The following is a 21836-nucleotide window of genomic DNA, read 5'->3' as shown; positions in this document are numbered from 1 at the left end:
GAGCACCACGTGACCCACCTCCGCGACCTCCATGGTCCGTACTTCGGCGACTTCGGCGGACGGTTCGTCCCCGAGTCGCTCGTGTTGGCGCTCGACGAACTCGAGCAGGCCTTCCGCGCCGCCTGGGCGGATCCGGCGTTCCACGCCGAACTCGACGCCCTGCAGCGCGACTACACCGGCCGCCCGTCGATCATCACCGAGGTCCCGCGGTTCGCCGAACACGCCGGTGGTGCCCGGGTGGTCCTCAAGCGCGAGGACCTCAACCACACCGGGTCGCACAAGATCAACAACGTGCTCGGGCAGGCGCTCGTGGCCAAGCGGCTCGGCAAGACCCGGCTCATCGCCGAGACCGGGGCGGGCCAGCACGGGGTCGCCACCGCCACCGCCGCGGCGCTGTTCGGCATGGAGTGCGTGGTCTACATGGGTGCCGTGGACACGGAGCGCCAGGCGCTCAACGTCGCGCGCATGCGGTTGCTCGGGGCCCAGGTCGTCGCCGTCGAGACCGGTTCGCGCACGCTCAAGGACGCCATCAACGAGGCCCTGCGAGACTGGGTGGCGAACGTCGACACCACGCATTACCTGCTCGGCACGGTCGCCGGCCCGCACCCGTTCCCCGAGATGGTCCGTGAGTTCCACAAGGTGATCGGCGAGGAGGCCCGTGCCCAGGTCCTCGAGCTCACCGGGCGCCTGCCCGACGCGGTCGCGGCGTGCGTCGGTGGCGGGTCGAACGCGATGGGCATCTTCGAGGCGTTCCTCGATGACGAGTCCGTGGCGCTGTACGGCTTCGAGGCGGGTGGCGAGGGCGTGCAGAGCGGACGGCACGCGGCGAGCATCACCCTCGGCCGGTCGGGCGTCCTCCACGGGGCGAAGTCCTACCTCATGCAGGACGACGACGGGCAGACGATCGAGAGCCACTCGGTGTCCGCCGGCCTCGACTACCCGAGTGTCGGCCCGGAGCACGCTCACCTCGCTGCGATCGGGCGCGCCACCTACGAGCCGATCACCGACGTCGAGGCCATGGACGCCTTCCGGCTGCTGACGCGCACGGAGGGGATCATCCCGGCGATCGAGTCGGCCCACGCGCTCGCGGGCGCGGTGAAGCTGGGGGCGCGGCTCGGCCCCGACGCCATCGTCCTGGTGTCGCTGTCCGGGCGCGGGGACAAGGACGTCGCGACCGCCAGCCGCTGGTTCGGGCTCATCGACGAGGGAGCGGAGCAGCTGTGAGCACCACGACGTCGCGGTCCGTGCGCGCCGCCATCGACACCGCGAACGCCGAGCGTGCCGGGGCGGTCGTCGGCTACCTCCCCGCGGGGTTCCCGGACCTGCCCACGAGTGTGGCAGCTGCGGTGGCCCTCGCCGAGAACGGGGTCGACGCGATCGAGCTCGGCCTGCCGTACTCCGACCCGGTCATGGACGGCCCGGTCATCCAGCGCGCGACCGAGACGAGTCTCGCGAACGGCTTCCGCGTGGCGCACGTCTTCGATGCCGTGCACGCGATCACCGAGCGTGCCGACGTCCCGGTCCTCGTCATGACGTACTGGAACCCGGTGCTGCGCTACGGCGTCGACCGGTTCGCGGACGACCTCGCCGCCGCGGGCGGGTCCGGGCTCATCACGCCCGACCTCATCCCGGACGAAGCAGGCGAGTGGATCGCCGCGTCCGAGCGCACCGGCGCCGACCGCGTGTTCCTCGCCGCGCCGTCCTCGTCCGACGACCGCATGCGCCAGGCCGTCGAGGCGAGCCGGGGCTTCGTGTACGCCGTGTCCACCATGGGCGTGACGGGTGCTCGTTCGGGCGTCGACGCCGCTGCGCGCTCGGTCGTGTCGCGCCTGCGCTCCGCGGGGGTCGAGCGCACCTGCGTCGGTCTCGGGATCTCGACCGCGGAGCAGGTGTCGGAGATCCTCGCCTACGCGGACGGCGCGATCATCGGTTCGGCGTTCGTCCGGGCACTGCAGGACGAGGGCGTCCGCGGCGTCGGCCGCCGCGCTGCCGACCTGACCCGTGGCGCTACAGTGATCTCCGACGACGGCCCGGCCTCGCCGGTCGTCTGACGGAACAGCGACGAAAGGCGTACGCCCCTCCATGCTTCCCCTGAGCATCCCGAGCCCGAGCACGGCCTGGCAGTACTTCGACCTGACGAACTGGCTGGACCGGGTCTTCGGGTGGTCCTTCCCACTCGACTTCCGGATCCACGCCTACGCCATCTGCATCCTGCTCGGGATCGTCGCCTGCGTCGTCATCACCGACCGTCGGCTGGTGCGTCGCGGCGTCGAGAAGTGGGTCATCGTCGACATCGCGATCGGCGCGGTCCCGCTCGGCATCATCGGCGGGCGCGCCTACCACGTGTTCACCCACGTCGGGGACTACTTCGGGCCGGGCATCGCATGGTGGGAACCGTTCGCCATCTGGGAGGGCGGGCTCGCCATCTTCGGCGCCCTGATCGCCGGCGCCCTCGGTGCCTGGTGGGCCTGCCGGTACGTCGGGCTCCGGTTCACCACCTTCGTCGACGCCGTCGCGCCCGGGCTGCTCGTCGCTCAGGCGTTCGGCCGGCTCGGCAACTACTTCAACCACGAGCTCTTCGGCATGCCGACGAACCTGCCCTGGGGGCTCCAGATCGAGCAGTCGAACCCCGCGTACCCGGTCGGTCTGCCGGCCGGGACGTTGTTCCACCCGACGTTCCTCTACGAGATCATCTGGAACCTCGTCGGGTTCGCGGTCATCATGCTCATCGACCGGCGCTTCCACCTGCAGTGGGGCCGCGTGCTCGCGCTCTACCTGATCTGGTACGGCGCGGGGCGGTCGGTGCTCGAGTCGATCCGGGTCGACACGAGCGAGACCTTCTTCGGAGTCCGGACGAACGTCTGGGCCGCACTCGCGGCGATCGTGCTCGGCATCGTCATCTTCGTGGTGCAGACCCGCCGACACCCGGGTACCGAGCCCAGCGGGTACCTGCCCGGTCGCGGTCCGCGCGCGGCCAGCAGTGTAGGATCTGACGACACCTACTCGGAGTCCGACGACGAACCGCTCGTCGTCACCGATCCGGAACCGGTCGCCACCGCCGCCGACCGCAGCTAGGGCACACCCGAGCTGAACTCCGACCGACCGCGGCAGAGCCGTGGTCCGACGACATCACGTCCACAGCAACTCGTGATGTCGTCCGGGTCCCGCGCGGGACCCGACCGTCGTAGGGTCACCACAAGTGGCCCGACACCTCGCACGCCGCCCGGAGCACCGTCACGGGCGGCTGTGCCCGGGCACACGCCTCGCCGCTCGGCGACGTACCACCGGGTCCAGTCGACCGCTCGACGTCCCAGTTCCCCATCTCCTCGTGAGGACGGTTCCCATGGCGCTCCTGCCACCCCACCAGCGTTTCAGCGCGGTCCCGGCCGCCGTCGGCGCGTACGACCCGGCGAACGAGAAGGACGCCTGCGGTCTGGCCATGGTCGCCACGCTCCGCGGAACGCCCGGTCACGACATCGTCGACGCGGCGCTCGGTGCCCTCCGTCACCTCGAACACCGCGGTGCCATCGGCAGCGACGCCGGCACGGGTGACGGCGCGGGGATCCTCTGCCAGGTCCCGGACGCCTTCCTCCGCGAGGTCGTGCCGTTCGCGCTGCCCGATGCGGGCGGGTACGCGGTGGGTACGGCGTACCTCCCGACCAACCTGGACGCGCGCGCCGCCGTCAAGGCGGCGATCGAGGCCGTCGCGGCGGACGAGGGGCTCCGGGTCCTCGGTTGGCGTGAGGTGCCCGTGCGCCCGGACGAGCTCGGCACGCTCGCGCGAGCTGCCATGCCGGCGTTCGAGCAGTGCTTCGTCGCGAGCGAGCGCCACGACGAGGACGGCACGCCGCGGTCGGGCATCGCGCTCGACCGACAGACCTTCCGCCTCCGCAAGCGGATCGAGCGCGACCAGGACGTGTACTTCATGTCGCTGTCGAGTCGGACCATCGTCTACAAGGGCATGGTCACGACCCTCCAGCTCGAGCCGTTCTACCCCGACCTGAGCGACGAACGGTTCGCCTCGAAGCTCGCGATCGTGCACTCGCGCTACTCGACGAACACCTTCCCGTCCTGGCCACTGGCGCAGCCGTTCCGGATGATCGCGCACAACGGCGAGATCAACACGGTGCGCGGCAACCGCAACTGGATGCGCGCACGGCAGTCGCAGCTCGAGAACGAGCTCCTCGGCGACATGGCGCCGTTGCTGCCGATCGTCAGTCCGGCCGCGAGCGACTCGGCGTCGTTCGACGAGGTCGTCGAACTCCTCAGCCTGTCGGGCCGATCGCTGCCGCACGCCGTGTCGATGATGGTGCCCGAGGCGTGGGAGAACCGCGCGGACATGGACCCCGACCTCCGGGCGTTCTACGAGTACCACTCGATGCTCATGGAGCCGTGGGACGGCCCCGCCGCCATCACGTTCACCGACGGCTCGCTGGTCGGTGCGACGCTGGACCGCAACGGCCTCCGGCCGGGTCGCTTCCTCGTGACCGACGAGGGCCTCGTCGTGCTCGCGAGCGAGACGGGTGTCATCGACGTCCCGGCCGAGCGGGTCGTCCGGAAGGGGCGCCTGCGGCCGGGCCGGATGTTCCTCGTCGACACCGAGGCCGGGCGCATCATCGAGGACGACGAGGTCAAGCGTGAGCTGGCCGCCTCCGGGCCGTGGGCCGCGTGGCTGGCCGCGGGCCGGATCAACCTCGAGGACCTGCCGGACCGCGAGCACGTCGTGCACACCCCGGCGTCCGTGACCCGACGGCAGCGTGCCTTCGGGTACACGGAGGAGGAAGTCCGGATCCTGCTGCGTCCGATGGCGCAGACGGGAGCCGAACCCCTCGGCGCCATGGGGTCGGACACGCCCATCGCGGTGCTGTCGGAGCGACCCCGGTTGCTGTTCGACTACTTCACCCAGCAGTTCGCGCAGGTGACGAACCCGCCGCTCGACTCGATCCGCGAGTCCGTCGTGACGAGCATGGGACTCGGGCTGGGCCCGGAGCGCAACCTCCTCGACGCGACGCCGGAGCACGCGAAGCAGATCGTCCTGGACTTCCCGGTGATCGACAACGACCAGCTCGCCAAGATCGAGCACTTCGAGACCGAGTCCGGCCGGCAGCTCACCGTCACGGTCAAGGGGCTCTACCGCGTCGACGCGGGCGAGCAGGCGATGCAGACGCGCATCCGCGGGATGCTCGACGAGGTCGACGCCGCGATCGAGGCCGGCAAGCAGTTCATCGTGCTCTCCGACCGTGACGGCACCGTGGACCTCGCGCCCGTTCCGAGCCTGCTCATGCTCGCGGCCGTGCACCACCACCTCATCCGGACCGAGCAGCGGATGAAGGTCGGTCTGATCGTCGAGGCCGGCGACGTCCGCGAAGTCCACCACGTCGCGACCCTCATCGGGTACGGCGCGTCCGCGATCAACCCGTACCTCGCGATGGAGACCTGCGAGAACCTCGTCCGGTCGGGGATGCTCCCCGGCATGACGCCAGAACAGGCCGTCAAGAACGTCATCAAGGCGCTCGGCAAGGGCGTGCTCAAGATCATGTCGAAGATGGGCATCTCGACGGTGTCGAGCTACGCTGCGGCGCAGGCGTTCGAGGCCGTCGGACTGAGCCAGGAGTTCGTCGACGAGTACTTCACCGGCACGTCGTCGATCCTGGGCGGGGTCGGCATCGAGGTCATCGCCCGTGAGAACGCCGAACGGCACGCGAGCGCCTACCCGCAGGACGGTGCGGTCAGCGCACACGAGCGCCTGGCCACCGGTGGTGAGTACCAGTGGCGCCGCGAGGGACCGCCGCACCTGTTCAACCCCGAGACGGTGTTCCGGCTGCAGCACGCCACCCGCGCCCGCCGGTACGACATCTTCCGCGAGTACTCGTCCGCGGTCGACGACCAGGCCGAGCAGCTCATGACCCTGCGCGGACTCTTCTCGTTCCACAAGGGACTCCGCCCGCCGGTGCCCCTCGACGAGGTCGAGCCCATCGAGTCGATCGTCAAGCGGTTCAACACGGGTGCGATGAGCTACGGCTCCATCTCCCGGGAGGCCCACGAGACACTCGCGATCGCCATGAACCGGCTCGGCGGACGCTCGAACACGGGTGAGGGCGGGGAGGACGTCGAACGACTGCTCGACCCCGAGCGCCGGAGCGCGATCAAGCAGGTCGCCTCGGGGCGCTTCGGCGTGACGAGCATGTACCTGACGCACGCGACGGACATCCAGCTCAAGATGGCGCAGGGTGCGAAGCCGGGCGAGGGTGGCCAGCTCCCGCCGGCCAAGGTCTACCCCTGGGTCGCGCGCACCCGCCACGCCACCGCCGGTGTCGGCCTCATCTCCCCGCCGCCGCACCACGACATCTACTCGATCGAGGACCTCAAGCAGCTCATCTTCGACGTCAAGCGAGCGAACCCGTCCGCGCGCGTGCACGTCAAGCTCGTGAGCCAGTCGGGCATCGGTGCGGTCGCGGCGGGGGTCACGAAGGCACTCGCCGACGTCGTGCTCGTCTCGGGCCATGACGGCGGCACCGGCGCGAGCCCGCTCAACTCGCTCAAGCACGCGGGGACGCCGTGGGAGATCGGTCTGGCCGAGACCCAGCAGACGCTCATGCTCAACAAGATGCGCGACCGCGTCGTGGTCCAGGTCGACGGTCAGATGAAGACCGGGCGTGACGTCGTGGTGGCCGCACTGCTCGGGGGCGAGGAGTACGGGTTCGCGACGGCACCGCTCGTCGTCGAGGGCTGCATCCTCATGCGGGTGTGCCACCTGGACACGTGCCCGGTCGGCGTCGCGACGCAGAACCCGGAGCTCCGCAAGCGCTTCACGGGCAAGCCGGAGTTCGTCGTGAACTTCTTCGAGTTCCTGGCACAGGAGGTCCGCGAGTACCTCGCCGAGCTCGGGTTCCGCAGCCTCGAGGAGGCGATCGGGCACACCGAGGTCCTCGACGTCGACCGCGCCGTCGAGCACTGGAAGGCCTCCGGGCTCGACCTCGCCCCGGTCCTGCGCGGGCCGGAGTTCGCCGACGACGAGCCGCGCCGGAACCTGCGCGAGCAGGACCACGAGCTGGACGCCCACTTCGACAACGGGCTCATCCGCGCCGCGACCGACGTCCTCGAGCACGGCGGCCACGTCGCGCTCGACCTGCCGGTCCGGAACACCGAGCGCGCGGTCGGGACCATGCTCGGGCACGAGGTGACGGTGCGACACGGTGAGAACGGCCTCCCGGCCGGCGCGATCGAGGTGACGCTCCGCGGATCCGCCGGGCAGTCGCTCGGCGCGTTCCTGCCCTCGGGCGTCCGCATCCGGCTCTTCGGCGACAGCAACGACTACGTCGGCAAGGGGCTCTCCGGCGGCGAGATCGTCGTCCGCCCCACCGAGGGTGCCGGGTTCGCGGCCGAGGAGAACGTCATCGCCGGCAACGTCATCGGATACGGCGCCACGCAGGGGTCGATGTTCATCCGCGGGATCGTCGGCGAGCGGTTCCTCGTCCGGAACTCGGGCGCCACGGCCGTGGTCGAGGGCGTGGGCGACCACGCGCTCGAGTACATGACCGGCGGTCTCGCACTGATCCTCGGCGCGACCGGCCGCAACCTCGGCGCCGGCATGTCGGGCGGCACGGCGTACGTCCGCGGGCTCCGACCGGAGGACGTCAACCAGGACGCCCTCGCGTCCGGCGAGCTCGTCCTGTCGTCGCTCGACAGCGCGGACGCCGAGATCGTCACCGATCTGCTCGAGCGTCACGTGGCCGAGACCGATTCCGGGCTGGCCCGGTCGATCCTGGCCGAGGACCCGGACCTCACCGCGTTCGTCAAGGTGCTCCCGCGCGACTACGCTGCCGTCCTCAAGACCCGCCAGACCGCGGTCGACGAGGGGCTCGACCCCGACGGCGACGTCGTCTGGAACCGCATCCTGGAGGTCACCGGTGGTTGAGCGCACCCGGATCCGATCCGTCCCACCCACGGGGTCCGTCCGACCCCGATCGACCCGCACGTCACCGGAGGTGATGACCCGTGGCTGACCCGAAGGGCTTCCTCAAGGTCCAGGAACGCGAACTGCCGCCTCGTCGGCCCGTGCCGGTGCGGCTCATGGACTGGAAAGAGGTCTACGAGCAGCAGGAACCGGGTGCGCTCCGGCGCCAGGCCGGCCGCTGCATGGACTGCGGCGTGCCGTTCTGCCACCAGGGCTGCCCCCTCGGGAACCTCATCCCCGAGTGGAACGACCTCATGTGGCGCGGCGAGGGCCGACAGGCGATCGAGCGCCTGCACGCGACGAACAACTTCCCGGAGTTCACCGGGCGGCTGTGCCCGGCGCCGTGCGAGGCCGCGTGCGTGCTCGGCATCAACCAGCCACCGGTGACGATCAAGCAGGTCGAGGTCTCGATCATCGACCAGGCGTTCCAGAACGGGTGGGTGACGCCGCACCCGCCCGAGCGACTCACGGGCAAGACGGTCGCGGTCGTCGGGTCGGGTCCCGCGGGACTCGCCGCCGCGCAGCAGCTCACCCGCGCCGGGCACACCGTCGCGGTGTACGAGCGTGACGACCGGATCGGCGGCCTCCTGCGCTACGGCATCCCCGACTTCAAGATGGAGAAGCGGCAGATCGACCTCCGTCTGCAGCAGATGCAGGCCGAGGGCACCCGGTTCCGCGCGGGCGTGGAGATCGGCGTGGACATCAGCTGGTCCGACCTGAAGAGCCGGTACGACGCCGTCGTGGTCGCCACGGGCGCGACGGTCCCGCGCGACCTGCCGATCCCGGGCCGGGACCTGTCCGGCGTCCACTTCGCCATGGAGTACCTCGTGCAGCAGAACCGCACCGGTGCCGGCACGGTGGTCGACAACCAGATCACGGCGGAGGGCAAGCACGTCGTCGTGATCGGTGGCGGTGACACGGGCGCGGACTGCATCGGCACCGCCCACCGGCAGGGCGCCATCAGTGTGACGAACCTGGCGATCGGCAAGCAGCCGCCGCTCGAGCGTCCGTCGGACCAGCCCTGGCCGATGTTCCCGACGGTGTTCGAGGTCTCGAGCGCGCACGAAGAGGGCGGCGAGCGTCGGTACCTCGCCTCGACCGTCGAGTTCCTGGCGAACGAGGCCGGCGAGGTGCGGGCCCTCCGGGTCGCGGAGACCGAGTACCTCGACGGCCGCCGTGTGCCGAAGTCGGGGACCGAGCGTGAGATCCCCGCGGACCTCGTGCTCATCGCGATGGGCTTCACCGGACCGGAACGCGACACGCTCGAGCCGCAGCTGGGCCTCCCGTTCGCGCCGTCCGGCGCCCTCGAGCGGGGCGCCGACTACACGACCAACGAGCCCGGGGTGTTCGTCGCCGGTGACGCCGGTCGCGGGCAGTCCCTCATCGTCTGGGCGATCGCGGAGGGCCGCGCGGCGGCCGCCGAGGTGGACCGCTACCTCGAGGGATCCACTCGCCTCCCGGCCCCGGTCCGTGCGACCGACCGCGCGATCAGCGTCTGACGGAGCGGCACCGGCCGGTAGGCTGCCGGTGGCCGGTCGTCCGGCCGGGACCGCCCGTGCGGGCGCCACCGCAGCACGACATCCACCACACGAAGGACACCATTGAGACGCGCAAAGATCGTTTCGACGCTCGGACCGGCGACCTCGGACTACGAGACCGTCAAGGACATCATCCAGGCGGGCGTCGACGTGGCCCGGCTGAACCTCAGCCACGGTGACTACAGCGTGCACGAGGCGAACTACGAGAACGTCCGACGTGCGGCGGACGACCTCGGCAAGCCCGTCGCGGTCCTCGTCGACCTGCAGGGCCCGAAGATCCGCCTCGCGCGGTTCGCGGACGGCCCCCACGAGCTCGCGGCCGGCGACGTCTTCACGATCACCACCGAGGACGTCCCCGGCTCGAAGGACGTGTGCGGGACGACGTTCAAGGGGCTCCCACAGGACGTCAAGCCCGGCGACCCGCTCCTCATCGACGACGGCCGTGTCCGCCTCCGGGTGCTCGACTCGGACGGCGTCCGCGTGCGCACCGAGGTCGTCGTGCCCGGGACGGTGTCGAACAACAAGGGCATCAACCTCCCCGGCGTCGCCGTGAACGTCCCCGCGTTGAGCGAGAAGGACGAGGCCGACCTCCGCTGGGCGATCCGGCAGGGCGCCGACCTCATCGCGCTCTCGTTCGTCCGCAACGCCGCCGACGTCGAGCGCGCCCACGAGATCATGGACGAGGAGGGCAAGCGGCTCCCGGTCATCGCGAAGGTCGAGAAGCCGCAGGCCGTGGACGCGCTCGAGGAGATCATCGACGCCTTCGACGCGATCATGGTCGCGCGCGGGGACCTCGGTGTCGAGCTGCCGCTCGAGGCCGTGCCGATCGTGCAGAAGCGCGCCGTCGAGCTGTCCCGCCGCATGGCGAAGCCCGTCATCGTCGCCACGCAGATGCTCGAGTCGATGATCTCGAGCCCCATCCCGACGCGCGCCGAGACCTCGGACGTCGCGAACGCGGTCCTCGACGGCGCGGACGCGGTCATGCTCTCGGGCGAGACGAGCGTCGGCGAGTACCCGGTGGAGACGGTCCGCACCATGGCCCGCATCGTCGAGTCGACCGAGGACCACGGCCTCGAGCGGATCGCGCCGCTCGGCACGAAGCCCCGCACCCTCGGCGGTGCGATCACCCTCGCCGCCGTCGAGATCGCGGAGTTCACCGAGGCGTCGTACCTCTGCGTCTTCACGGAGTCCGGCGACTCGGCTCGCCGCATGTCCCGGCTCCGCCACGGTCTGCCGATCATCGCCTTCACCCCGAACGAGGCGACGCGACGCCGCATGGCGCTGACGTGGGGCGTCCGCTCGTTCCTGGTCGAGCGCATGACGCACACCGACGAGCTCTTCCCGCAGGTCGACGACCTCCTCATCGGGCACGGCCTCGCCAAGCCCGGCGACCGCGTCGTCGTCACGGCCGGTTCGCCTCCCGGGCTGCCGGGGTCGACGAACGACCTCCGCGTGCACCGCGTCGGCGACGCCCACGCGGAGGCTGCTCCGGCCTACGTCCGCAACTGACCGCCGGATCCGAACAGGAGGCACGGGGCGTGGTCTCGACGTCGACCGACGGTCGCGCGCGACGTCCGCCGACCGAGCTCCGGCGCTGGCGCCGGTACCTCGCCGACGAACGCGCCGAGGCGTCGGTCTACCGGAACCTGGCCGCGCGGCGGTCCGGTGAGGAGCGGGACATCCTGCTCGCCCTCGCCGAGGCCGAGGGGCGCCACGAGCAGCACTGGCTCGAGCTGCTCGGCGACGACGTGGGGCGTCCCCTCCGTGGCGATCTGCGGACCCGGATCCTCGCGGGCCTCGCGAAGCGCTTCGGTTCGGTGTTCGTGCTCGCGCTGATGCAGCGCACCGAGGACCGGTCCCCGTACGGGGCGGACGTCGACGCCTCGGCGGCGATGGCGGCGGACGAGCGCATCCACGGCGAGGTCGTGCGCGGTCTGGCGAACCGGGGGCGACTCCGTCTGTCCGGCACCTTCCGGGCCGCGGTGTTCGGCGCGAACGACGGCCTGGTGTCGAACCTGGCGCTCATCATCGGCATCGGCGCGTCCGGCGCCGACCAGCACGTCGTGTTGTTGAGCGGCGTGGCGGGGCTGCTCGCCGGTGCACTCTCCATGGGGGCGGGGGAGTACGTGTCCGTGCGGTCGCAGCGCGAGCTGCTCGACGCCTCCGCTCCGCATCCCGAGGCCGGCCAGGCCGTGGTCGACCTCGATGTCGACCAGAACGAACTCGCGCTCGTCTACCGAGCGCGCGGGATGGACGAGGCCGCGGCGGCCCAGCACGCCCACGAGGTGCTCACCGGACTCCGGCAGACGTCGGAGACGGGGGCCGTCGGCACGGTGGAGCACGAGGCGGTCGGGAGCGGGCTGAGCGCCGCGATCTCGAGTTTCCTGTTCTTCGCGTCGGGGGCCGTGGTCCCCGTCCTCCCGTACCTGTTCGGACTCGGGGAGTGGTCCGCCGTCGCGGTCGCCGCGGTGCTGGTCGGCATCGCGCTGCTCGTGTCCGGGGCGGTCGTCGGTGTGCTCTCCGGTGCGTCCCCCGCACGGCGCGCCCTGCGGCAGCTCGCGATCGGGTACGGTGCGGCGGCGGTGACCTACCTGCTCGGGTTGCTGTTCGGGACCGCCGGCATCTGACCGTCCGGGTGGTCCGGTCCCCGGCCGTCCTCCCGCCGGCACGTTCCGGCGCGGGACGCACGGTGCCGTGGCGTCATCCGCGGATGGCGGCGCGGGGCGGGACGAGCAGCAGCGCCGCGATGCCGACGACGACGAGGACGATGCCGGCGAGGACGACGAACGCCGCCAACGCGAGTCCGGGTGCGACCAGGACCGCCACACCGGCGAGGATCGACAGCGCACCGCTCACCGCACTCGGTCCGCGCGACGAGCCCGGGTGACCGACGACCGCGCCGACGAGTGCCGCGACACCCTCGACGACGAACCCGATCCCGCCGAGCGTCGCCAGGACGACGAGCGGGGCCGCCGGGTCGAGCAGGCAGACGAGCCCCGCGGCTGCCACGAACACGCCACCGACGATCGACACCCAGCGCCAGACCCGGTGCGTGCCCCGGCCGATCGCCGCCGAGGCCACCCGCAGGACCCCGGCGACGACGAGATCGACGCCGAACAGGAGTGCGAGCACGACGAGCGTCGGGCGTGGCCACAGGATGCCGACACCGCCGAGCACGATCGCGACGACCGCGGTGGTCACCACGAACACGCGGAAGGTCCGGACCGCACGTGTGTCCACGTTGGCTGTCCCTCTCCGTCGGGTCCCGGGCTCGGGGTCGGATCCGGGTTCCGGGCAGACGGTACCGATCGGGCGGGCGCCGCGCTCAGCGGGTGTTCAGCGAGCCGACGGAGGACCTCGCGATCATCCGCCGACGTGCGCGCCGAGGAGCAGTCCGGCGGCGTAGGTCGCCGCGAGCGCGAGGGCCCCGCCGACCACCACCCGCACCGTCGCGCGGCCGCGGGCCGCGCCGCCGAGGGTCGCCCCGGTCGCGCCGGTCACGGCGAGGGCGAGGAGCACGGCGACGATCGTCGCGGGCACCCGAGCACCGGCTGGCGGGATCAGGATGGCGAACAGGGGCAACAGGGCGCCGACCGTGAACGTCGCCGCCGAGACCCACGCGGCGCGCCACGGGCTGACCATGTCGGCTTCCTCGTCCGCGAGGGCGATGGCGGCGCGTCGGCGTCGCACCTCGGGACGCACGAGCTCGGCCGCGATCGACGCTGCGGTGTCGGGGTCGACGCCGAGGGCGGCGTAGTGACCGGCGATCGCGCCGGCGTCCTCGGCCTCTGCCGCGCGCTCCGCTTGGCGTGCGGCCAGTCCGGTGCGCTGTGCGTCCCGCTGGCCGCTGACCGAGACGTACTCGCCGAGGGCCATCGAGATGGCGCCTCCGACGAGTCCGGCCGTGCCGGCGGCGGCGATCGCTCCGGTCGACGCGCCGGCACCCGCCACGCCGACGACGATCGCCGCGACGGACACGATCCCGTCGTTCGCACCGAGGAGGCCCGCCCGGAGCCAGTTGAGTCGACCGGCGCTCGTCGCGTCGTCGACGGCGCTCGTCTCCGGCAGGGCGAGGTCCGTTGCGTGCGACATGCAGGAATGGAACCACCACCGGACCTGCGCCGCCAGCATGGACAGGCTTGCCTCACCTGGTGCGGTCCGGCCCTCCTGCTAGCCTGAGCAGGACGCGAGTGTGGTGGAATCGGCAGACACGGGGCACTCAAAATGCTCTGCCTCACGGCGTGCGGGTTCGAGTCCCGCCACTCGTACCGACGGCGCCCGGCAGGATCACCGGTCGCCGGAACGACGTCGCCTGCTGACCGTCCCGGGACTCCGGGAGGGCCGGGATGGGCATAGTAGGATTGCCGCGTGAGTGACACAGAAGCAACCCCCACCGCACCCCGTCGCGTCGTCGTCGCGGAGGACGAGTCGCTCATCCGCCTCGACATCGTCGAGATCCTCCGGGACAACGGCTTCGACGTGGTCGGCGAGGCCGGCGACGGCGAGACCGCTGTCGCGCTCGCCACGGACCTGCGGCCCGACCTCGTGATCATGGACGTCAAGATGCCGCAGCTCGACGGGATCTCCGCGGCCGAGCGGCTGTCGAAGAACCACATCGCGCCGGTCGTGCTGCTGACGGCCTTCAGTCAGAAGGAGCTCGTCGAGCGTGCGACCGAGGCCGGTGCCCTCGCATACGTCGTGAAGCCGTTCACGCCGAACGACCTGCTGCCCGCGATCGAGATCGCGCTCTCTCGGCACCAGCAGATCATCACGCTCGAGGCCGAGGTCGCCGACCTCGTCGAGCGGTTCGAGACCCGCAAGCTCGTCGACCGCGCGAAGGGGCTCCTCAACGAGAAGATGGGCTTGACGGAGCCCGAGGCCTTCCGGTGGATCCAGAAGGCCTCGATGGACCGGCGGCTCACCATGCACGACGTCGCCAAGGCGATCATCGAGCAGCTCAGCGTCAAGAAGTAGCGCGACCGGCCAGCGGCGCGGCGGCGGTCAGGCGTCGCGGAGCAGGTTGGTGATGCGGACCGTCGAGCAGCGTCGCCCCTCGTCGTCGGTGAGCACGATCTCGTGCGTGCACAGGGTGCGGCCGAGGTGGATCGCGGTGCACGTACCCGTGACGACGCCCGTCGTGGCGCTCCGGCTGTGTGACGCGTTCAGCTCGATGCCGACCGCGATGCGCCCGGGGCCGGCGTGGACGGTCGCCGCCATCGAGCCCAGGCTCTCGGCGAGGACCACGAACGCCCCGCCGTGCAGCAGCCCGACCGGCTGACGGTTGCCCTCGACCGGGATCGTGCCGACGGCGCGCTGGGCGCTCAGCTCGAGGATCTGCATGCCCATCTTCTCGGCGAGTTCACCGATCCCGCGCTGTTCGTACCGCTCGACGCCCTCGGGGGAGCCGGTGATGGTCGGGCTGTCGGTCACTCATGGCCTCCGGGGTTGTCACCGGCCGTGGATAGGCTGTCCGGGTGTCGGACGCGGAAAAGCCTACCCTCCTGGTCATCGACGGACACTCGCTGGCGTTCCGGGCGTTCTACGCGTTGCCGGTCGACAGCTTCGTGAACCGCGAAGGCCAGCACACGAACGCGATCCACGGCTTCATCTCGATGCTGCTCATGCTCTTGCAGCGCGAACGACCGACCCACATCGCCGTGGCGTTCGACATCTCGCGGTTCTCGTTCCGCACTCGTGAGTACGAGGACTACAAGGGCACCCGCTCCGAGACCCCCGAGGAGTTCAAGGGGCAGATCCCGCTCCTGCAAGAGGCCCTGCACGCCATGGGCATCACCACGGTCACGAAAGAGGACTACGAGGCCGACGACATCCTCGCCACGCTGTCGCTGCAGGGCGCGCAGCAGGGGTACCGCGTGTACGTCGTCTCGGGTGACCGCGACGCCATCCAGCTCGTCGACGACGACGTGACGCTGCTCTACCCGTCGGTGCGGGGCGTGTCCGAACTGACCCGCTACGACCGCGACAAGGTGTACGAGCGGTACGGCATCGAACCGCACCAGTACCCGGACATCGCGGCGCTCGTGGGTGAGACCAGCGACAACCTCGTCGGGATCGACAAGGTGGGCGAGAAGACCGCCGTCAAGTGGATCACCCAGTACGGCTCGCTCGACGGTGTCCTCGAGCACGCCGACGAGATCAAGGGCGTCGTCGGCGCCAACCTCCGCGAACAGAAGGACCGCGCGGTGCGGAACCGCCGCCTGAACCGTCTCGTGCGCGACGTCGAGCTGCCGGTGGGGCCGGCCGACGTCGTCATCCGTCCGGTCGACGAGGCCGCGGTGCGTGAGCTGTTCGACCGCCTGCAGTTCCGCACGCTCCTCGACCGCGTGTTCAAGGTCGCCGGGACCGGTGACGGCGACGCCGCGACCGAGGGCGGGGTGGACGACGGTGCTCCGACGCCGCCGGCCGCGCGGACCCTGATCGACGAGGAGCTGGGACACTGGCTCCGCACCAAGACCGAGCACGACGCGGACAACGGCTTCGGGGTGTCGGTCGAGACCGTCGACGGGCGTCTCAGCGCGATCGGCATCGCGACGCATGACGACGCCGTGCTCGTGCCCGGAGGCAGTGGAGCGCGTGACTACGAGCAGTTGCAGACCTGGCTCGCCGGGGACGCGCCGAAGCACCTGCACGACGCGAAGGCAGCGGTCCAGGCGCTCGCGACGGCGGGGTTCACGCTCGGCGGCCTCGCGGGCGACCCCCGCGTGACGGGGTGGCTCGCGAACCCGGCCCGGCAGGGGCAGTCGCTCGAGGACCTCGTCTACGGCGAGCTCCGCGAGACCATGCCCACGGCCGACCCGAACCAGCTCGTCCCCGAGTCGGAGCCGGCGAGCGCGGCGACACGAGCCTGGTACACCCTCCGGGTCGAGACCGCGCTCCGCGCCCGGATCGACCCCGGGTCGTTGCGCGTGCTCGACGACATCGAGCTCCCGCTCGTGTCCGTCCTCGCCGACATGGAGTCCCGGGGCGTCGCGATGGACCACGCGGTCCTCGCCGACCTGTCGGGCGAACTCGGGGAGCGCGCCTCGGAGCTCGCACAGCAGGCGTTCGCGGAGATCGGGCACGAGGTCAACCTCGGGTCGCCGAAGCAGCTCCAAGAGGTCCTGTTCACCGAGCTCGCGATGCCGAAGACCCGCAAGACCAAGACGGGCTTCTCGACCGACGCCGCGTCGCTCGCGGACCTCCAGGAGCAGCACCCGCACCCGTTCCTCGGCCTGCTGCTGCAGCACCGCGACGCGACCAAGCTGCGGCAGATCGTCGACACCCTCGACGCCGCCGTGGTCGACGGTCGCGTGCACACGACCTACGAACAGACCGGGACGAGCACCGGACGCATCTCGTCGACCGACCCGAACCTCCAGAACATCCCTGTCAAGACCGCGGTCGGCCGTCGGATCCGGTCCGCGTTCACGGTGGCCGCTCCGTACACGACCCTGCTCACCGCCGACTACTCCCAGATCGAGATGCGCATCATGGCGCACCTGTCGGGGGACCCGGGCCTCATCCAGGCGTTCAAGGAGGGCGAGGACCTGCACCGGTTCGTCGGTGCCCGCGTGTTCGGGGTCGAGCCCGCCGACGTCTCCCCGGAGATGCGCACGAAGGTCAAGGCGATGTCGTACGGACTCGCCTACGGACTGAGCGCGTTCGGCCTGTCGAAGCAGCTCCGGATCGACCAGAAAGAGGCACGCGGCCTCATGGCCGAGTACTTCGCGCGCTTCGGAGCGGTGCGCGACTACCTCCGCAACGTCGTGGAACAGGCCCGCGAGGACGGCTACACCGAGACCATCTTCGGTCGCCGGCGTCCGTTCGGCGACCTCAAGAGCCCGAACCGTGTGCTCCGGGAGAACGCCGAGCGGGCTGCGCTCAATGCGCCGATCCAGGGTTCGGCCGCGGACATCATGAAGATCGCGATGCTCGGCGTCGCGGCGGACCTCGACGCGGGTGGCCACGACTCGCACCTGTTGCTGCAGGTGCACGACGAACTCATCCTCGAGGTCGCTCCGGGCGAACAGGACGCGGTCGAGGAGATCGTGCGTCGGCGCATGGGCCGTGCCGCGGACCTGAGCGTGCCCCTCGACGTCCAGGTCGGCACGGGGCCGAACTGGGAGGCAGCGGCGCACTGAGCGACCAGGCGCGATCGCCCGGTCGGACGGTCCGCCGGGGTCGCTCCGGGCCTCCCGGATCGCGGAGTCGGTATGGTCGCACCATGAGCTCCGAGCGTCCTGTCCGCAAGCCGTCCGCCGTCGACCGCGTCGCGGAGGACTGGGTGACGACACTCGTCGACCTCGACCCGACGATCGGGACCTACATCGGCGTGGGCGGTCGGCAGGGTGAGTACGGTGACACGTCGCCCGCGGGAGCGGACGCCCTCGCGGACGCCGCACGCGCGGCCCGCCGGAGCCTCGACGCCGCGGAGCCCGTCGACGCGATCGACCGCGTGACGAAGACGGACCTCGGCGCGGAACTCGACCTGGTCGTCGAGTCGTACGACCGGCGACTCCACCTCCGGGACCTCAACGTCATCGCCAGCCCGGCGCAGCACCTGCGGGACGTCCTCGACCTCATGCCGACGGCGACGGCGAACGACTGGTCGGACATCGCGAACCGGCTGTCCGCGCTCCCCGACGCGCTCGAGGGGTACCGCGAGACCCTGCTGCAGGGGACGCGCGAGGGCGTGACCCCCGCGAAGCGACAGGTCGCCGCCGTGGCGCAGCAGGCCCTCCGGAACGCCCGCGACGGCGGGTTCTTCGACGAGCTGGCCGCCGACGCCGCCCTCGACGACGGTGGTGCGCTGCCGGAGTCGGTCCGTGCCGATCTCAGCCGTGGCGCCGCCGTCGCGGCTGCCGCGTACCGGTCGCTCGGTCGGTTCCTCGAGCACGAGCTGATGCCGCTCGCCACCCCGGTGGACGCGGTCGGACGCGAGGACTACGAGCTGCACTCCCGTCGGTTCCTCGGCGCGGTCGTCGACCTGGACGAGACCTACGCGTGGGGGCTCGAGGAGCTCGCGCGGATGCGGTCCGAGCAGGAGCGCATCGCCGACCGTATCGAGTCCGGGGCCAGCGTCGCCCGGGCGATCGCGGTGCTCGACGCGGACCCGGCCCGGAAGCTCCACGGCACCGACGCACTCCGCGCCTGGATGCAGGAGACCTCGGACGCCTCGGTCGAGGCCCTGGCGGGGACGTACTTCGACATCCCGGACCCCATCCGTCGCCTCGAGTGCCGGATCGCCCCCACCCACGACGGCGGGATCTACTACTCGGGCCCGAGCGACGACTTCAGCCGGCCGGGCCGCATGTGGTGGTCCGTGCCCGACGGCGTGACCGAGTTCGCGACCTGGCGCGAGAAGACGACGGTGTTCCACGAAGGCGTCCCGGGCCACCACCTGCAGATCAGCCAGGCGGTCTACAACCGCGGCGAGCTCAACACGTGGCGGCGTCAGCTCGCCGGCCCCTCGGGACACGTCGAGGGTTGGGCGCTCTACGCGGAACGGCTCATGGAGCAGCTCGGCCACCTCGACGACGACGGCGACCGCCTCGGCATGCTCGACGGCCAGCGGATGCGGGCGGCCCGCGTCGTCCTCGACATCGGGGTGCACCTGCAGAAGACGAACCCCGACGGCGGTGGTTGGACGCACGAGTACGCGCTCGACTTCATGCGACAGAACGTGAACATGGACGACGCGTTCGTCCGGTTCGAGGTCGACCGCTACTTCGGCTGGCCGGGACAGGCCCCGTCGTACAAGGTGGGTCAGCGTGTGTGGGAGTCCATCCGCGACGAGGCCGCGGCGCGTGCCGGTGCCGACTTCGACCTGCGGGCCTTCCACCGCGACGCCCTGGCCCTCGGCGGGGTCGGACTCGACACGCTCCGGTCGGCGCTGCTCCCCGAGCGGGAATGACCCCCGCCCCGGGGCGGTTACACCCCCTGTCGGGGGTCCCGGGACGGAGCCGTCGCGGGTCCCGCTCGCGGTTGTGACCGTGGGGGAGGCCCGGCTAGACTGGTGCGGCGCAATCCGCGTCAAGCATCCACTTCGCCATGCCGAAGCGTGCACGGACCTCCCGTGCTCGCCAGGGGGACCCCGATCGTCATGGCCCGATCAATGCCCGTTCGGAGCAATCTCTACATGACAACCACCACGACCAAGGCTCCTAAGCAGGTCGCCATCAACGACATCGGTTCGGCTGATGACTTCCTGGCCGAGGTCGAGAAGACCCTGAAGTTCTTCAACGACGGCGACCTGATCTCCGGGACCGTCGTGAAGATCGACCGCGACGAGGTCCTCCTCGACGTCGGTTACAAGACGGAGGGTGTGATCCCCTCCCGCGAGCTCTCGATCAAGCACGACGTCGACCCCAACGAGGTCGTCGAGGTCGGCGACGACGTCGAGGCCCTCGTCCTCCAGAAGGAGGACAAGGAAGGCCGTCTCATCCTGTCGAAGAAGCGCGCGCAGTACGAGCGTGCGTGGGGCGACGTCGAGAAGATCAAGGAGTCCGACGGCGTGGTGACCGGCACGGTCATCGAGGTCGTCAAGGGCGGTCTCATCGTCGACATCGGCCTCCGTGGCTTCCTCCCGGCCTCGCTCATCGAGCTCCGTCGCGTCCGTGACCTCACGCCGTACCTCGGCCAGGAGATCGAAGCGAAGATCCTCGAACTCGACAAGAACCGCAACAACGTGGTCCTGTCGCGCCGCGCCCTGCTCGAGCAGACGCAGTCCGAGTCGCGCACGACGTTCCTCAACAACCTCCACAAGGGCCAGGTCCGCAAGGGCATCGTCTCGTCGATCGTCAACTTCGGTGCGTTCGTCGACCTCGGCGGCGTCGACGGTCTCGTCCACGTGTCCGAGCTCTCCTGGAAGCACATCGAGCACGCCAGCGAGGTCGTCGAGGTGGGCCAGGAGGTCACCGTCGAGATCCTCGAGGTCGACCTCGACCGCGAGCGCGTGTCGCTCTCGCTCAAGGCGACGCAGGAGGACCCGTGGCAGGTCTTCGCCCGCACCCACGCGATCGGTCAGGTCGCGCCGGGCAAGGTCACGAAGCTCGTGCCGTTCGGTGCGTTCGTCCGTGTGGCCGACGGCATCGAGGGCCTCGTGCACATCTCGGAGCTGTCGAACAAGCACGTCGAGCTCGCGGAGCAGGTCGTGTCCGTCGGTGACGAGGTCTTCGTCAAGATCATCGACATCGACCTCGACCGTCGCCGCATCTCGCTCAGCCTCAAGCAGGCGAACGAGGGCGTCGACCCCGAGGGCGACGAGTTCGACCCGGCGCTCTACGGCATGCCGACCGAGTACGACGAGCAGGGCAACTACAAGTACCCCGAGGGCTTCGACCCGGAGACCAACGAGTGGCGCGAGGGCTTCGAGACCCAGCGCGACGCGTGGGAGAAGGAGTACGCGGCTGCCCAGGCTCGCTGGGAAGCGCACAAGAAGCAGGTCGCCGCGTCGATCGCCGAGGAGTCCACGCCCTTCGACGCGCCCGCCGCGTCCGCTGGGTCGTCGTTCTCGAGCGAGACGGCTGGTCAGGGCACCCTGGCCGACGACGCCTCGCTCGCGGCGCTGCGCGAGCGGCTCAGCTCGAACAGCTGACCGCCCGACGCGTCCCGAGAGCCCGGTACCCACGAGGGTGCCGGGCTCTCGCCCGTTAAGGTGGTGGACGTGCGGATCATCGGACTGACGGGTGGCATCGCGGCGGGCAAGTCGACGGTGTCCGCGCGCTGGGCGGAGCGCGGCGCGGTGGTCGTCGACGCCGACCTCCTGGCGCGCGAGGCGGTCGCGCCCGGGAGCCCGGGGCTGGCGGCGATCAGCGAGCGGTTCGGCCCGGCGGTGATCGCGCCGGACGGGTCCCTCGATCGCCCGGCCCTCGGCGCGGTCGTCTTCCGCGACGCGGAGGCGCGCGCCGCCCTCAACGCGATCACCCACCCCGAGGTGTGGCGCATCGCGAAGGAGCGCTTCGCCGAGGCCGAGCGGGCCGATCCCGACGCCGTGGTGGTCTACGACGTGCCGTTGCTGGCCGAAGCCCAGGAGGGACGGCCGCTCCGCTTCGACACCGTGGTCGTCGTGCACGCGCCCGCTCCGGACCGGATCGACCGCCTGGTGCGCCACCGTGGCATGGAGCGTGGGGACGCGGAACGTCGGGTCGCGGCACAGGCGAGCGACGAGGAGCGGCTCGCGCTCGCGGACCTGGTCGTCGACGCGACCGGTTCGCCAGCCGACACGATCCGCGCTGCGGACGAGGTGTGGGACCGCATCGTCGCGTCTCAACCTGAGTAGTTCTTCTGACCCGTCAGGGAGCAAGCAGCCTGCGCGCGGCGACGTCCGGTAACGTCCCCGC

At 70.9% G+C, this 21836-nt stretch carries 15 protein-coding genes and 1 tRNA gene; 13 read left to right on the top strand and 3 right to left on the bottom strand.

Annotated features, from left to right (window positions below; translation table 11 throughout):
- Window positions 1-9: 9 nt before the first annotated feature.
- The 7 genes from trpB to DEI88_RS08825 all read left to right on the top strand — a co-directional run bounded on the left by trpB (window position 10) and on the right by DEI88_RS08825 (window position 12122).
- Window positions 10-1224, top strand: a complete 1215-nt coding sequence (trpB, locus tag DEI88_RS08855) for a tryptophan synthase subunit beta (protein WP_111009140.1) — start codon at window positions 10-12, stop codon at window positions 1222-1224.
- Window positions 1221-2051, top strand: coding sequence for a tryptophan synthase subunit alpha (trpA, locus tag DEI88_RS08850; protein WP_111009139.1), 831 nt, complete (start codon window positions 1221-1223; stop codon window positions 2049-2051). Before trpB ends, trpA begins: the two co-directional genes overlap by 4 nt.
- A 31-nt stretch (window positions 2052-2082) precedes the next feature.
- Window positions 2083-3075: a prolipoprotein diacylglyceryl transferase gene (lgt, locus tag DEI88_RS08845; protein WP_111071526.1), complete on the top strand. Its 993-nt coding sequence runs from the start codon at window positions 2083-2085 to the stop codon at window positions 3073-3075.
- Between the two features lie 268 nt (window positions 3076-3343).
- Complete coding sequence (gltB, locus tag DEI88_RS08840; protein ID WP_111071527.1) at window positions 3344-7918, top strand: glutamate synthase large subunit; 4575 nt, start codon at window positions 3344-3346, stop codon at window positions 7916-7918.
- Window positions 7919-7998: 80 nt separating this feature from the next.
- The gene (locus DEI88_RS08835) at window positions 7999-9456 is read left to right on the top strand and encodes a glutamate synthase subunit beta (protein ID WP_111009136.1); all 1458 of its coding nucleotides are present in this window, start codon (window positions 7999-8001) and stop codon (window positions 9454-9456) included.
- 102 nt (window positions 9457-9558) lie between these two features.
- Window positions 9559-11004, top strand: coding sequence for a pyruvate kinase (pyk, locus tag DEI88_RS08830; RefSeq protein ID WP_111009135.1), 1446 nt, complete (start codon window positions 9559-9561; stop codon window positions 11002-11004).
- Between the two features lie 29 nt (window positions 11005-11033).
- Window positions 11034-12122 (top strand): VIT1/CCC1 transporter family protein, encoded by a 1089-nt coding sequence (locus DEI88_RS08825; protein WP_111009134.1) that lies wholly within the window; start codon window positions 11034-11036, stop codon window positions 12120-12122.
- 73 nt (window positions 12123-12195) lie between these two features.
- On the opposite strand, the gene DEI88_RS08820 is transcribed toward DEI88_RS08825, so the two are convergent.
- Both DEI88_RS08820 and DEI88_RS08815 read right to left on the bottom strand, forming a co-directional pair.
- Window positions 12196-12735 (bottom strand): HdeD family acid-resistance protein, encoded by a 540-nt coding sequence (locus tag DEI88_RS08820; protein ID WP_181435102.1) that lies wholly within the window; start codon window positions 12733-12735, stop codon window positions 12196-12198.
- A gap of 123 nt (window positions 12736-12858) precedes the next feature.
- Complete coding sequence (locus tag DEI88_RS08815; protein ID WP_111013390.1) at window positions 12859-13587, bottom strand: VIT1/CCC1 transporter family protein; 729 nt, start codon at window positions 13585-13587, stop codon at window positions 12859-12861.
- Window positions 13588-13681: 94 nt separating this feature from the next.
- Between DEI88_RS08815 and DEI88_RS08810 the strand changes: the two genes are divergently transcribed.
- Both DEI88_RS08810 and DEI88_RS08805 read left to right on the top strand, forming a co-directional pair.
- Window positions 13682-13763: transfer RNA gene (locus DEI88_RS08810), tRNA-Leu, on the top strand.
- A gap of 100 nt (window positions 13764-13863) precedes the next feature.
- Complete coding sequence (locus DEI88_RS08805) at window positions 13864-14469, top strand: ANTAR domain-containing response regulator (protein ID WP_111009132.1); 606 nt, start codon at window positions 13864-13866, stop codon at window positions 14467-14469.
- Window positions 14470-14496: 27 nt separating this feature from the next.
- Here the strand turns inward: DEI88_RS08805 and DEI88_RS08800 are convergent, their stop codons facing one another.
- Window positions 14497-14841 carry a PaaI family thioesterase gene (locus DEI88_RS08800; protein WP_111071586.1) on the bottom strand — a complete coding sequence of 115 codons (345 nt, stop codon included), beginning with the start codon at window positions 14839-14841 and terminating at the stop codon, window positions 14497-14499.
- Between the two features lie 128 nt (window positions 14842-14969).
- On the opposite strand from DEI88_RS08800, the gene polA reads away from it, so the two are divergent.
- From polA to coaE, 4 genes are all read left to right on the top strand, one after another.
- A complete protein-coding gene (gene polA, locus DEI88_RS08795) occupies window positions 14970-17636 on the top strand; it encodes a DNA polymerase I (protein ID WP_111071528.1) in 2667 nt (888 codons plus the stop codon).
- Window positions 17637-17719: 83 nt separating this feature from the next.
- The gene (locus DEI88_RS08790; protein ID WP_111071529.1) at window positions 17720-19408 is read left to right on the top strand and encodes a DUF885 domain-containing protein; all 1689 of its coding nucleotides are present in this window, start codon (window positions 17720-17722) and stop codon (window positions 19406-19408) included.
- 225 nt (window positions 19409-19633) lie between these two features.
- A complete protein-coding gene (gene rpsA, locus DEI88_RS08785; protein ID WP_111009129.1) occupies window positions 19634-21091 on the top strand; it encodes a 30S ribosomal protein S1 in 1458 nt (485 codons plus the stop codon).
- 69 nt (window positions 21092-21160) lie between these two features.
- Window positions 21161-21775 (top strand): dephospho-CoA kinase, encoded by a 615-nt coding sequence (gene coaE / locus DEI88_RS08780; RefSeq protein ID WP_111071587.1) that lies wholly within the window; start codon window positions 21161-21163, stop codon window positions 21773-21775.
- Window positions 21776-21836: the final 61 nt, after the last annotated feature.

Source organism: Curtobacterium sp. MCBD17_003 (assembly GCF_003234885.2).
Lineage (GTDB): Bacteria > Actinomycetota > Actinomycetes > Actinomycetales > Microbacteriaceae > Curtobacterium.
This window is presented reverse-complemented; position numbering and strand designations above follow the sequence as displayed.